This is a genomic window from uncultured Veillonella sp., from assembly GCF_937981445.1.
Lineage (GTDB): Bacteria > Bacillota > Negativicutes > Veillonellales > Veillonellaceae > Veillonella_A.
Genome location: NZ_CALJON010000059.1, coordinates 1 through 14,515, shown reverse-complemented (window position 1 = coordinate 14,515; position 14,515 = coordinate 1). Strand labels below are relative to the sequence as shown.

General features: G+C 38.2%; 10 protein-coding genes. 1 reads left to right on the top strand and 9 read right to left on the bottom strand.

The genetic code is table 11. The features are described 5' to 3' along the window. Positions 1–32: 32 nt before the first annotated feature. The 6 genes from Q0376_RS09220 to Q0376_RS09195 form a co-directional block, all read right to left on the bottom strand. On the bottom strand, positions 33–497 hold the full coding sequence (locus Q0376_RS09220) for a hypothetical protein (protein ID WP_298706785.1): 465 nt from the start codon (positions 495–497) through the stop codon (positions 33–35). A 36-nt stretch (positions 498–533) separates the two neighbouring features. Continuing rightward, a complete protein-coding gene (locus Q0376_RS09215; protein WP_298706784.1) occupies positions 534–2,327 on the bottom strand; it encodes a dynamin family protein in 1,794 nt (597 codons plus the stop codon). Between the two features lie 127 nt (positions 2,328–2,454). Further along, positions 2,455–4,374, bottom strand: a complete 1,920-nt coding sequence (locus Q0376_RS09210; RefSeq protein ID WP_298706783.1) for a dynamin family protein — start codon at positions 4,372–4,374, stop codon at positions 2,455–2,457. A gap of 46 nt (positions 4,375–4,420) precedes the next feature. Then, positions 4,421–6,856, bottom strand: a complete 2,436-nt coding sequence (locus Q0376_RS09205) for a dynamin family protein (protein ID WP_298706782.1) — start codon at positions 6,854–6,856, stop codon at positions 4,421–4,423. Then, positions 6,857–8,293 carry a tetratricopeptide repeat protein gene (locus Q0376_RS09200; RefSeq protein WP_298706781.1) on the bottom strand — a complete coding sequence of 479 codons (1,437 nt, stop codon included), beginning with the start codon at positions 8,291–8,293 and terminating at the stop codon, positions 6,857–6,859. A 430-nt stretch (positions 8,294–8,723) separates the two neighbouring features. Beyond that, positions 8,724–10,112, bottom strand: coding sequence for an amino acid permease (locus tag Q0376_RS09195; RefSeq protein WP_298706780.1), 1,389 nt, complete (start codon positions 10,110–10,112; stop codon positions 8,724–8,726). Between the two features lie 431 nt (positions 10,113–10,543). On the opposite strand from Q0376_RS09195, the gene Q0376_RS09190 reads away from it, so the two are divergent. Then, positions 10,544–10,819 carry a glutaredoxin gene (locus Q0376_RS09190; protein ID WP_298706779.1) on the top strand — a complete coding sequence of 92 codons (276 nt, stop codon included), beginning with the start codon at positions 10,544–10,546 and terminating at the stop codon, positions 10,817–10,819. 73 nt (positions 10,820–10,892) lie between these two features. Here the strand turns inward: Q0376_RS09190 and Q0376_RS09185 are convergent, their stop codons facing one another. The 3 genes from Q0376_RS09185 to thrS form a co-directional block, all read right to left on the bottom strand. Further along, positions 10,893–11,096, bottom strand: coding sequence for a hypothetical protein (locus Q0376_RS09185; RefSeq protein WP_298706778.1), 204 nt, complete (start codon positions 11,094–11,096; stop codon positions 10,893–10,895). A 28-nt stretch (positions 11,097–11,124) separates the two neighbouring features. Beyond that, positions 11,125–11,691: a hypothetical protein gene (locus Q0376_RS09180; protein WP_298706777.1), complete on the bottom strand. Its 567-nt coding sequence runs from the start codon at positions 11,689–11,691 to the stop codon at positions 11,125–11,127. A gap of 324 nt (positions 11,692–12,015) precedes the next feature. Further along, on the bottom strand, positions 12,016–13,926 hold the full coding sequence (gene thrS / locus Q0376_RS09175; RefSeq protein ID WP_298706775.1) for a threonine--tRNA ligase: 1,911 nt from the start codon (positions 13,924–13,926) through the stop codon (positions 12,016–12,018). Positions 13,927–14,515: the final 589 nt, after the last annotated feature.

Sequence of the window (14,515 nt, the reverse complement as noted above, 5' to 3'; positions counted from 1 at the left end):
CTTGTCTCATTAAAATAAAAAAGTAAAATTTTTTATAGTTTAAAAGTCGGTAACTTTAATGACCCAGCATGGCGCAATGGATCTTGCATGTCTAATAAGTCACTTACATTGCCTGAATCAATGATTAAATCACTGCCTCCAAATACATTATCCATAGTATGACCTAAATGGTCCATAGTAGTATCGTAAAAATCAACACCACCGTCCATATTGGGCATACTAAAATGGTCAAGACTCATGGCATCATCATATACCTCAGTGCCACCAAACACATTCGGCTTCGTATGAGCCGCTAAAAGCCCCTCCTCATATACATCAAAGCCGCCATCCACATTAGGCATAACAAAATCACCGACCTCTGTGCCAAGCTGTGTCAGTGTATCTACAATGGTGCCACCATGCATTATCGTATGTAAGCCCGTGCCCGTAGGAATGGACGAATACAGACCATCTTCATGTAGGCCATCTAATGCATCATAAGTATCAAACATATCCATAGTATCACTCCTTCCCAAACTCTATAACCTATCTTTTTACACACCCTTAGTAGCCAACACCTCCATATAGGATTGCAATACTTTTTTATCCCCTTTAATGTCCAGCATTTGCCCTTCAATGGTCAACCGTTCTTTTTCCTTTTGGTCTAACAGCGAATCAACTTTCTTTTTAAGATCCCCCAGGATTTCAAAATACGAAGTCTCTGTGCGCGCCCCTATTTCTTTACATTGTAAATCCACATACTGATGTATTTCTGCTTCTAATTGAACAAATATCTGCTCCATATGAGCTTTAAGTTGTGGTAAGACCTGGCTCTTAGCCTCCTTCAAGGCATCCTTCATACGGTCTTTTACTATAAAAGGAATCACCACGGCGCCAAGTAAAGGCATCATAGTGGACCCCAGTACGGAAATGAGGCCCATCCCGCCTATAGCCGCTACACCGGCGGCCCACATTTTCGTATTAGATAAATCAGACACCTCTAATTGTATGAGTTGTTTACTATAATTAAGCTCCCTAGCACGCCCGGTGGGGAGTTGTACAGTCCTATTAAAATGTCGTGCTAAGCCATTACTTAACTCTTGCTCTAACTGTTTTAATAAAAGCTTAAGCTGGGGCCCATAATTTACTAGCCATTGTTCAATTTGCTTCCTTACAATGCGCGGTATCTTTTCTTCCACAATTTTCTTAAAGTCTTCCCCTTCATAATCAGTTACCATATCCACAACAAGTTCAGTAAGCTCCTCTTTAAATGTATCTAAGGATTTATGAATCAATGCATTAAATACTGCGGTAGACTGATTAATATAAGTAAAAATTTTTGACTCTAGCTCTTTATGATGTGCCATCAAGGCATCAAGGCGACTGCCCGTAGCCTGCAACTCAGTTAACGAACTCTCGCCTAATTGTAATGTGCGCTCCACATCACGTATAATCCGCTCCACAAGACGCGTCATAGCCTTAGTATAATAGGTAGTCTTCTTTTGTTCTAAACTGCTAACGCCTAGCATGGACCGCAATGCCTCTGCAATAACAGGAATGCCTGACTCTTCCAATAAAGCCTCATTATGCTGCAATTGACCACGCCGCGCCATCAATGCAGAAGCAGGGAATAACTTAATGTCTTTAAGTAAGGCCGTACCATCGTCTGCAATAAATGCCTGAGTAATGCGTGCCTGTAAATCATCTAAGAAATCTTCATCTTCCTCTTCATCCACATGGTCATATTTATTCACAATGAATATAATCTCTGAAATACCCAATGGTAATATATGCTGTTCTATAAAGTCTTTTTCAGTCTTCGTAAATGGTGTATTAGCATCTAGCAAAAAAATAACCCCATTAGCCCTCGGCAAATATCCATAGGTAATATCCGAACGACTTTCCTCTAAATCAGCTACGCCAGGCGTATCTACTAAACAAATTTTAGGTTTTAATAAGTCTAATGGATAGCCCACTTTAATATAGTCAATAGTGTCTGTATACTGTGTATCTGCTTGCGCTGAAAATTGCGCCATTGCCTCAGCAGTTAAAGGCTTTTCTTCTATGGTTTTATTTTTATACACCACTTGTAAGCGTGGTTCTGTAGCATATAAAAGATTAGTAATAATAGCCGTTTCAGGTAACACATCAGTGGGCAAAATATCTTCTCCTAAAAGGGCATTAATAAAAGTTGATTTACCGCGCTTAAACTCGCCCAATACGACCACGCGGAAAAAATCCTTTTCCATAGCCCGTTCCAACGCCTCTACGTCTCCTAATATATGCTTATGACCTGCTACGTACGGCAATTCTTTCAACATAGCAAGCATATGGCGTAACTCTACCATACCTGCCACCTCCTTTTATCTATCCCCTTATCCATTGCCTGTATAATCAAAACAAGTGTCTTTTGTCTTTTGTCTTTTGTCTTTTATTTTTGTCTTTTATCTTGAATGCTCTACACTGCACTCCACTTTACAACATCAACTGGGCCAAGTCTGCCTTTCTATTTTGAAGCTCTTCTATAAAAGCTCCATATTCTTTACGCTGTAATGTAGCTAATTCCTCCTGTTTAGCCTTTAGACGCAATGAATCAGCCAATTGCTCCTCCATATGCTGCATCCGCCGTGCCACGCCTAATCGCAGGGATTCAATAATATCCATACCAATATGCTCATACGCAGTTAATACACTCTTTTGCAGTGATTCCTGGATAGAATCTACCTGCCCATTAATCTCATCACATATAAGCGCTTTAGCTTGTTTATCCCGGCCATCACTGGAGCTTTCCAGCAGTGCCGCTAAGCCTAGACCTAACGCCACCGGAATAAAACTTCCCGTCGCAATGGCCACTACAATGCCGCCCACAGTGGCGCCTAAATTAATAGCACCATCCCGATCGTCCGCACGCGTCATGCTGGCCTGTCCAATAGCATCTAAACTATCTATGTTAAGCATGTGTTTCAAATTAAATTCTTTCCCTAAGTCCTGAGGCATTAAATGACTATAGGCATAATCAAAATCGGCCCACACAGCTTGCAAATCATCAGTGGCCATAGCATATTCTAAATCTACCACCTGAGAAATAAAACTATGCAGCTCTTGCACTAGCTGATGTTGTCCCTTGCCTAATTGCGCCTGTACAATTTGATTGATTGCCCCATCCGTAACATCGCCGTCATAGGCCTGTACTAATTCTCTAGCTTGGGTTGAAATTCTTTGAAGACCGATTCTACAAATATCGCGCAAGGCCCCTTGCTGGCATTGTAAATTTACTTGCAGACGTCCTAATACCGCATCAGTTTGACTCACAATGCGTTGCTTCTTTTCTTCTAATTTACTTACAACAGCTTTGATTTCATCAGTAGAATGAGCCAATAAAGCCAAACGGGACGTAATATCCTCTATCAATTCATCAATAATTCGGATTGTTTTACGGCCATACAAAGCTAGGCGACGACGCCCTTTTTCTTCACTTAAATACCCCTGCAAAGACCTTTCAAAATCAGCAAAACCGGTAAATTCAAAATTATCAGGAAGCTGCATTTGTTGTTTGCTCGATAAACTCTCACCATTAGCCTGACGCCTACATAGTAAGGCTTGATAGCTAGACACTAAATAAGGATGTACTTCGCTAGACTCGACCTTTAGAATATTTCCTAAATTATGACTCACAAACTGCACCACGCGTTTTTCTTCATCAGGGCCATTAAGGGTATCTTTTCTATTAATAATATAAAATATATCCTTAATATTTTGTTTTAAAATATGTTCCTCTAAGAACTCTACTTCTCCAATAGAGAGGGCTTGGTCTGCAGCTAAAAGTAAAATGACCGCATCAGCTTGATTCAAATATTTATAGGTAATATCTATACGCGCTTGATTCAAATCATCTGTGCCGGGCGTATCCACCAATTCCACGGTATTTTTACAAAATTCTAAAGGATACCCCACTTCCACAAAATCAATGCTATTGATAGCGTCCTGCTCTTTTACAGTTTCCGCCACGTCCTCTTTAGAAGACGTACTATCACAAAATTTAAGCGCCTTTATAGCAAAGAATGCGTCCTCATTCACCACCTCTTGTTGACCATTTTTATAGTGAATCAGGCAGCGAGGTTCTTCGGCATATGTAATTTTACTAATAACTGCGGTAGTCGGCTTCTTGCTAGTTGGTAATATTCTGCGCCCTAACAAGGCATTAATAAAGGTTGATTTACCACGAGAAAAACGCCCCACCACAACTACACTAAAGGTATCATTATTAATATACTGCAAGGCATTAGTTATTTGCACGTCCACTGAGGCATTAGCTAGCGTTTTGTTCATGTGCTGCAATTCCTTCAAATGCTGAATCATAGCGCCACGCTTTTGACTATACTGATAAAAATTCATTATGCTCCCTTCGCCTTAAAGGCTGCTATATTGCATGAATTCAGAACTATTTGTTCCGTATATTATTTTTTATAACTTTTAATTCATTAGTCTCATCAACATAGCCCAATTCAATAGCTTTTTCTATATATAGTAAAGCTTTATTATAATCCACCGGAAAGTCCCAATCTCCATTATTATAAGCTACACTCAATGTATAACAGGCGTCCGCCACCTTGTTATGAGCTGCTTTTTCTAACCAATATTTTACTTTCCTATAATCTTGTTGAATATACGGCCGCTGCTTAACAAATAAAGAACCAATTAAATACTGTATATCTGGCACATCACAAATATCACGGAGTAGAGAAATTAAATGCCACATATACTCAGGTCGCTCTAAGGCCGATTCATCCGCATACATCCATTTCGCCAAAACTATCTTTGCTTCCTCATGCCCCTTAGCAGACGCTTTTTCTACATACTCTAAGGCTAGATCCTGGTGCCGTTTAATTTTTTGTAATAGGCCATAATAAAATAAAGCTTTAGGATTATGGTCCATAATCTGCCAACACAGTGCTTCTAAGGCATCGTCCTGATTAGGTACTACCCCTTCAATACCATCTGCATAGAGGTCTAATAACATATCTTCCGCTGTTGAATCACCTTTATGGACTAACATGTGCAACGCCTCAAAAACATGACTTATATGGCAAGTAAGAGGACAATCTTCAGCAAAGTAGTTATTCACAATCTCAGTAAGTGCTTCATCCTTACCATGCTGGGCAGCCGCTTTAAACCAAGCTAAAATAGTCTCACTGTGAGCTGGGTCGCCATGTTTTGCATAATATTGAGCCATGCCGAGCATCGCATCCCCCTGATTATGGTCACTGCCTAACTGGTAAAGTCGCTCTGCTTCCTTTAAATTTACAGGACCACCAATCCCCTCCGCATATAAATGAGCTAATATGTGCAAGGTGTCATATATACCGGCTGATTCATCTTGGCTCAAAAGCTTCCTCAAACGAGCGCCCTCTTCCTCTTGTATTGTAGAATCTGCACCATTAGCCGAACTTTTTAGTGTCATAACTAAGGCTGTTATACTATGAGCAAAGGAAATCATGTTCTTAGTCATAGCATCAGCATTTCTTAGGTCTAGTTTATTAATTAAATCGACCCAATACATCATTTTATGATACGATTCAAAATCACCCATTGTAAAATCAGGATAGCTTAAGGCCGTCGACATATCACCATGCATAAGTTCTTCAAAAAATACCATACTATAATAATATAATAGTACCCCTTGGGCTGAAATATTTTGATTCATGGCACTATATTCTAAATACATAATCCCTCTACTTTTATCTTGATTATATATATAGCCTAAAAGATACAGAGTACCTAAAAAGCCATAGGCACTGGCATGTCCTTCAAGAAGTGTATCCTCACAATAATTCTGTACTGTTCTTGCTAGCTGAATCCCCCATTGCCTATAAGGCGTCACATTAATGGCACAGCTTGCCTTCGTACTTCGACTTAAAATAGAAAGATCTAAACTAGAGCCCTCCCCATAAGGTGCCAGGCTCGCCTCTATATTAAGCATAAAAAAGTTAATTGTATTAATAAGCTTATCCATTTTGTACTCATACGTATGAGGAATAATATTCCCTTCTATATACGCTTCTACGTCTTCTAATAAGCTCTCCCGTAACAGCAAAGCATTGCTACTTAATTTTCCTTCTAAGCCTAATCGTGCCGATACGGGTAGGACTGCTTGTACTCGATGCTTTAATTTGCCCTTAACATCTGCAATAATATCATCTACACTATCTTCCTCTTCATCAATCGTGTCTATTTTATTGACAATCACTACTGGTTTCATGCGCCCTTCTAATTGCTCAATATAGGCCAATTCCTTACTCGTTAGAGGCGCTTCTGCAGTAATAACCCAAAGAACCGTATCCGCATATTGTATAAAATGTTTCGTAGCGGCCAAATGATATTCATTTAGAGCATCAAGGCCTGGACTATCTATAATATTAATGGCTTTTAACAGCTCCAAAGGCACTTCATAAGTAACATATTCAATAGTTTTATGAAGATCACGCCACGCCGCTTCTTGTTCTGAAGTCAGCTTTTGAAAATCCGCTGGCTCATAAAAAGAGCAAGAGCCATCTTTAAAATGGACTATAACACGATTGGTTTCACCATATACGAGTTTACTAATCACTGCTGTAGTTGGCAACGCGCCTACTACCGTCAAATTGGCTCCCATTAAGGCATTAATAAAGGACGATTTACCTGTAGAAAAAGCACCCATTACCATAATTTGTAAGGGGGAGAATAAAGAACTCTCTAAATCGACTACCATGTCTTTATCTAACTCAAAATCATCATATACATCTTGAAGCATCTCCCTATCAGCTTCAATTTGAGCCTGTAAGCCATGTAACTGCTCAATGGCGGCATGCATAATGTTTTTTAATTCGTATTTCATCATTTATGGTCCGTCCTTAATTGTTGCTTCTAAAGCAATTAATTGTTCTTTTGCTAATCTATGCCCTTTGGCAGCCCCTTGTCGTAACCAATATAATCCCACTTCATAATTGGGCACTATCATATTTAGGCTAACAACTGTTGAGCCTAGCACATAGGCAGCTTCCACATTTCCCGCCTTAGCACTGGCTTCCAAGTATTGAAGGCCTTTTGCCATATCCTTACATAGTCCATAGCCTCCTTGTACATACATATAGCCTAATAAGAACTGATGCAGACTATGGCCCTCTGCTCGTGGCTCTAAGAGCGCCACAGCAGCCTTATAATCGGGCTTTATGCTTCCCTGCAAGCCCCATACAAAAATATTAATAAGAACCAGTAACGATTCTTCATTACCCTTTGATAATCCTTGTTTTGCCCAGTTTATCGCCTTGGGTACGTTAAAATAGGACGGTAGCTTTGGATTACTATATAAAATACCTAGCCGCCCCATAGCCGCTGGACTGCCCTGTTTAGCTGCTTTAGTGAGCCAAAACTGGGCTTTTTTTAAATCCTGTAATGCCTCCACATCTTGATACATGGAACCAGTCTTTAAAATCCCTGCCCTATAGCCCTCGCGCGCGGCCTCTTCATAATGAGCCAAATATATATGTGGTTCTGCATCACCGCACTGCTCTAAGGCATGGCCTAATTGATATATAATCTCCGGCATATGCATTGGTTTCGCCCAAATTCGCAAAGATTCAAAAATAGTTCGTGCTTCTACATAATAAGCCTTCGTTTTAAACTTATATAAATATATCGTTCCCAGTATCAACTTTGTAGAAATCACAATGTAATCTTTATGCGTAGGCCTAAGTGTTTGCTCTGCACTATCGGCCCCATATTGAGTAATTAACCACTGACCTAATTCTACTACATAGTCATAATCGCCTTTATGGTAATGATATTGCAGTACCTCAAAAATCACATATGGCTGAATCTCTAAAGTTGTATAAGACTGAGGTTCATTCATAAGTACTGAAAAATAGTCATACCCATGATACACTTCACCTATTTCTAAAATAGGCCATTTTAAAATTACCCCTTTTAAAAAATTAAGTTCTTCAAAATTGGAGAAATTGAGCTCCATTGATTCTATAAGCTCCCTAATAAGCCCGCGTACAGCAGTCTCCATATTAATAAATTGAACTTGAATGTGCAATCGCTCTTCATAAGAGGTCAATATATTTTGCTGCTCTTTCATATATGTCCAAAATATATGCAATGTTAGCAACAATAATGCTAAGAAATCAACACTAGCTTGGTCTTCATCCCCTTGCCAATGCTTCAAATAGTCTAAGGACAAATCCTTACTTATATGTTCTATATCTATGTCATCTAAGCACGCTGCAATCCGCTCTATATACTTTCGTATCCCTAAATATACGATTTGCCTCATATCCACCTCTTTTAAACCTGTTCTAAATCCGATTTTAAACCCATCACTAATCCGCTTTTTAACCTAACACGAATCCTCTTTTAACTCTATCCCTAGTTTCTTTTAAACCTAGCACCAGTACGCTGTTAAATCTATCTCTATAATTCTTTTAAACAGTTCATAATTAAGCCGCATTCATATTGCTTCTATTGTATCAAAGAGTCCTGCCATTTAACATTATTAAATTTGCAATATAAGATAAGTAAAAAGGTCTTTAGTAGATCTTACACCACCGTGTAAGTTTTCCACTAAAGACCTCTTGGATTTTACTTTTATACAATTATACAGCCCTATGCTTACCATTACATAAGTTTATACTTTTTTCATTTTATAAGGCTATACTTTTGTACCTTATACGCCATATACCTTATATAACATATCGCTTATATGGCTATTCTTTACTCATAGTAACCGCTTCGACTTCATCTTTACTAGGATGTTTTTTTAATTGATAAATCAATAGTAAAATAACAAACCATACAGGCGTTACCAATAGAGCCACCCTTGTAGCTGGATTAAATGCCAAAGTTACAAGCATAAAGGCAAAGAATCCTAGAACTAAGTAATTTAAATAAGGGAATAAAGGCATTTTAAATTTACTTTTTGCTGCCAAATCGGGACGCGCCTTAACAAATTTCATATGGCAAATGGTAATAGTGCTCCAAATATATAAAAAGCAAAATGTTGCCACACTAGTAATAATAACAAATACCCCTTCTGGCACAATATATTGCATAGCCACGACTAAGCAAATAACTAAAGCCGACAAGAGCAATGCATTGGCTGGTACTTGCTTGCTCGTAAGCATTTCAAGCTTTCCCGGTGCATGAGCACGCTTAGCCAAAGAATAGAGTAAACGGCTTGTACTAAATACACCACTATTACAAGCCGATGCAGCCGATGTAAGAACTACAAAGTTTACTATGGAAGCAGCCCCTACGATGCCAACAGCTAAAAATACATCCACAAATGGACTATGATCCGGATTGATGGCATTCCAAGGGAAAATGCTCATTATAACACCTAACGCGCCCACATAGAATAAGATAATGCGCACCGGAATACTATTAATCGATTGTGGTATTACTTTATGAGGATTTTGCGTTTCCCCTGCTGTAAGTCCTACCAACTCAATGCCTGCAAAGGCAAATACAACCATCTGAAAGGACTGCACAAAGCCACCCATGCCATTAGGGAACCAACCACCATGATTCCATAAATTTGAAAATGACGCTATTCCTGCCAACGTTGTTTGACCGGTAAATATAAAATATAGACCAAGGCCAATTAAGGCTACAATAGCAACTACCTTCACCAAGGCAAACCAAAATTCAATTTCACCAAATAATTTTACGGTTAATAAATTTAAAAATACTAACACAGTTAATACAACTAAACTAGGAATCCAAGTTTCAATCTGAGGAAACCAAAATTTCACATAAATCCCCACGGCTGTAATATCTGCCATAGCTACGGAAATCCAACAAAACCAATAGGTCCACCCCGTCACAAAGGCGGCTCGTTCCCCCATATAATCTTGTACAAATTCTACAAAAGTATGATATTCCGTGTTCGATAAAAGCAATTCTCCTAAGGCTCGCATCATAAAGAAACATATGACACCCGTGATTATATAGGAAAAAAGTATGGCCGGACCTGCTAAGGCTACGGAATGTCCTGATCCCAAAAATAAGCCCGTCCCAATGGCGCCACCAATTGCAATTAATTGTACGTGGCGATTTTTAAGCCCCCTCGCGAGGGTCTTATCGTCTTGCTGCATACGTCTCCCTCCCATCAAGGCTTCTTCTTATATTATGTCTCTATCTCTATCTCTCAAACCCCTGTGTAAATTCCATAGTACTTAGTATCCTCAATATACCAACACAGCATCTCTATAGAATTAACATGGTTTATTATAGCACATGAAAGACATTTGTTGATATAAAAAATACAAATAATAATCTATTTTTAGCAAATAATACTGTATACATTGCACAATTACGGTTTAATGAAAATGTAGCCTATGCTCCTATTACAATATAAATCATCTTTGCTTTTACTTTAGGCTATTTTCTCTTTCAATTTAGATTGATTTTTTCTTTCAATTTAAGATGATTTTTTCTCTCACTTGTAGTATAATATATATAAATAGAGATATATCTATTTAATGACAAGATAAAATAATCACTTATAAGAAAAGGAAGCGATACTATGAAAGAAATTTTAGGATTCCATTTAAATGGTTGCCCTTACTGCAAAAATGCATTCAAAGCAATTGAAGAATTAAAAGCTGAAAATCCAGCTTACAAAGACATTAAAATTAACTGGGTAGAAGACAGCGATGCAGCTGAATTATTTAAAACTCACCCATATGACTACTACCCTAATCTTTGGTTTGACACTGATAAACAATATGAAGCACAACCTGGTGAATCATATAGCCAAACTAAAGAATATATTAAAGCTGTTTTTGATAAAGCAATCTAAGCGAACATATTAAAGAATAGGATACAATAAAAAGGTAGTGAAGCCTGCGCTTCACTACCTTTTTTTACAGATTTTATAAATTCTTACCTAGCTCATAAGCCTCTATAATTTCAGGAATATTCATCATATCCATATAATCGGTGTGTTGTAACACATAAGAGCCTAAATTAGTCCAATTCAGTCGAGTCATTAAATAATCAAAATGGTCTAACAAGGTCTCCGGATGACTGCCCCCTGTAGCCACTAGTAAAATGCCAGCTTTACCATTACCATGCAATTCATCTTTTCATAATTTCTAAGCGAAATTAATTCTCCTGTGCTCGGCCTTCTTTTTGTATTTCATAATATTGCTGCTGTGCCTCTTTAAAGGAATTCGCTGCACCAGATTCTAATTTGTCTTTCATAAATGTAATGGCTGCTGTAGAACGACAATTTACAGGAATAAAATCATCAGTGATTTTGCGCTTAATTGCCACTACATAGTCATCATATTTAGCTACTTGCTTATCAATTAATTGACGCCGTTTTGCATGGCCTGCTTTTCTAAAGAGTGCAATCATGGCCATCCAAATAGCAAAGAGGCCTACAAAACTAGGAAATCCAAATTCTACAATATAGCCCGTCACCACATTAGGTGCTTTACTATGCCATAACCATACGATACCAAAAATAATGGCCCCCAAAATCAAATGAATAATCAATCCCTTTGGTGTATAGTAGGTGTGCCCCAAAGTCTTTTTTCGATCCGCTAACAATTCTTCTTTTTGATCTTCAATCTGCTCAATAGACTGATAGTATGGATATAGACGATCAAGCCCAGCAATAACCTCTGCTTTTTCAGTAGGTGCTTTACTTACGCGATTCTTCTTCATAATATAACTCCTCAAACTAAAATAAAAATATGCTCTATCTTATTGTAAAAGTTTTTCACAGTCCTTTCAAGATAAAAGCACGCGCCATGAAAAATTTATGCCCTTTAAGAGCGCCCTAAGGATTTACAAGTATGCACATAAAAAGCCCAAGAGCTGAAGGACAAGCCACTGGCCTTGAGTCCCCCTATTCTCTTGGGCTCTTATGTGTATTCTGATTTATATTCGCATATAATCCAATGAAACTATATCATTCTAATGAAGCATATAGCATCATTTAAAGACAATATAAGCGTATAAAATACTACATGTTAGGGCTACTGTATTTTATTGGCGTTCTTTTACTTCTTTTAAAATAGCATCTAAGAAGTCTTCCCATTTCTGAGTACCTACTTCACCTTCGCCACGTTTGCGGATAGCTACTGCACCTTCTTCTTCTTCCTTATCCCCTACAACTAACATGTAAGGAACTTTTTCCATTTGTGCTTGGCGAATCTTATAACCGATTTTTTCGTTACGATCGTCAAGTTCTACACGGATGTAAGAATCTTTGAAGGCTTTACGTAATCTTTCAGCATAAGCCACATGTTTTTCACTAATTGGTAAAATTTTAACTTGTACAGGTGCCAACCAAGTTGGGAACGCACCAGCATAGTGTTCAATTAAAATACCAATGAAGCGTTCCATGGACCCGAAGCAAGCACGGTGAATCATGATTGGTTGATGTTTTTGACCATCTTCACCAATATATTCCATATGGAAACGTTCTGGAAGGTTCATATCCAATTGGATAGTACCACATTGCCAAGTACGGCCGATGGAATCACGAATATGGAAATCAAGTTTTGGCCCGTAGAAAGCGCCATCCCCTTCATTGATTTGATAAGGAATGCCCTTTTCTTCAATAGTTTCACGAAGTGCATTTGTTGCGGATTCCCAAATAGCGTCATCACCCATAGCATTATCTGGTTTAGTACTCAATTCAACGCGATATGTTAAACCAAATTGGCTATAAATACGGTCGAAAAGTTCAATAACTTTAATCAATTCATCTTTAATTTGAGATGGCAACATGAATACATGAGCATCATCTTGTGTAAAGCTACGAACACGGAATAAACCATGTAAGGCACCAGACAATTCATGACGATGCACAAGACCAAGTTCGGCCATGCGAATTGGCAAATCACGATAGGAATGCATTTCATTTTGGTATACTAGAATGCTACCAGGACAGTTCATTGGTTTAATTGCATAATCTTCATCATCAATCATAGTCGTATACATGTTTTCACGATAATGGAACCAGTGACCAGATTGTTCCCAAAGTTGACGATTTAAGATAATTGGTGTGCGCACTTCTTCATAATCAAAATCATGATGCACTTCACGCCAGAAGTTTTCTAATTCATTGCGAAGAGCCATCCCTTTTGGCAAGAAGAATGGGAAGCCAGGACCTTGTTCTTTTAATACAAATAAACCAAGTTCTTTACCCAATTTACGATGGTCGCGGCGCGCTGCTTCTTCGAGTAAATGTAAATATTCTTCAAGTTCTTCTTTCTTTTCAAACGCAGTACCGTAAATGCGTTGTAGCATTTTATTTTTTTCATCCCCACGCCAGTACGCGCCGGCAATGTTTTGAAGTTTAAAGGCCTTTACCTTGCCAGTAGCAGACACATGAGGACCAGCACAAAGATCCACGAATTCGCCTTGACGATACAAGGAAATCTCTTCATCCGCTGGCAAATCTTCAATCAATTCCACCTTATAATCTTCGTGTTTTTCTTTGAATAATTTTAGAGCATCATCACGAGAAATCAATTCTTTTTGAATTGGAAGATTTTCTTTTACAATGCGTTGCATTTCTTTTTCAATTTTTGGTAAATCTTCAGGTACAAGCACATGTTCCATATCTAAATCATAGTAGAAACCATTTTCAATCGCTGGACCAATGGCAAGCTTAGCTTCTGGCCATAGGCGTTTAATGGCCTGTGCCATAACATGAGACGCACTATGGCGAAGTGCATCTTTACCGCCTTGTTCATTGAAAGTTAAGAAGCTTACATGAGAACCATCTTTTACTTCTTCACGAAGGTCAGTTAATTCGCCATCAACTTCAGCAGCCAATACTTTTTTAGCAAGGCTATTGGATAATTGTTTTACTGCTTCACCTAAAGTTGTACCAGCTGGATAAGCTTTTTCACTATTATCTGGCAAAATAATTTTTACGTCTGACATAACAAATTCCTCCTTGGAAATGAGCTATACCGGCGGGACACGTCATAGCTTACAAGTTTACTTAATTACTTAATACATATACAAAAAGACCTTCGTCCCTAATACAAGGGACGAAGGTCTCGTGGTTCCACCCTAGTTAGTCACTAATTAGCTTGTATAATCATCTATTATGATAGTCCATCTTAGTTAGTTTACATAAACCATAGTAGTAATCTTTAATCATGTACTAGACTTATAAGACACTAAGTTAGAAATTATTAACTGCCGATTATTGCTAATTCAGTCTCTTGCAATAATTTACCTGCGGCCATCATATTCTATGATTATCTGAAGTTATTAACAACTCACTCTTTTGTCGATAACGCTTACTCGCGGATTGACTTACTCGCTAAAGCGTTCAGCCAATCGGTTTGAAGGGGGTAATAGTCTATCATGTGTAAGATGGTCACAGCCTAGCCATCTCTCTCTGAAACACAGCGGATATATATCATGTCCTTCGCACTACCTGTTTCAATGTATGTATATACTGTATACCAAAAAAGATAGACTGTCAATACTCATTGTGCACAATTTAAAAGATTTTTCTGAA

Bases quoted from the DNA above. Each gene is read 5' to 3' on its own strand.
- Q0376_RS09190 (WP_298706779.1), top strand. From the start codon at position 10,544: ATGAAAGAAATTTTAGGATTCCATTTAAATGGTTGCCCTTACTGCAAA.
- Q0376_RS09195 (WP_298706780.1), bottom strand. From the start codon at position 10,112: ATGCAGCAAGACGATAAGACCCTCGCGAGGGGGCTTAAAAATCGCCAC.
- Q0376_RS09180 (WP_298706777.1), bottom strand. From the start codon at position 11,691: ATGAAGAAGAATCGCGTAAGTAAAGCACCTACTGAAAAAGCAGAGGTT.
- Q0376_RS09215 (WP_298706784.1), bottom strand. From the start codon at position 2,327: ATGGTAGAGTTACGCCATATGCTTGCTATGTTGAAAGAATTGCCGTAC.
- Q0376_RS09210 (WP_298706783.1), bottom strand. From the start codon at position 4,374: ATGAATTTTTATCAGTATAGTCAAAAGCGTGGCGCTATGATTCAGCAT.
- thrS (WP_298706775.1), bottom strand. From the start codon at position 13,926: ATGTCAGACGTAAAAATTATTTTGCCAGATAATAGTGAAAAAGCTTAT.
- Q0376_RS09200 (WP_298706781.1), bottom strand. From the start codon at position 8,293: ATGAGGCAAATCGTATATTTAGGGATACGAAAGTATATAGAGCGGATT.
- Q0376_RS09220 (WP_298706785.1), bottom strand. From the start codon at position 497: ATGGATATGTTTGATACTTATGATGCATTAGATGGCCTACATGAAGAT.
- Q0376_RS09205 (WP_298706782.1), bottom strand. From the start codon at position 6,856: ATGATGAAATACGAATTAAAAAACATTATGCATGCCGCCATTGAGCAG.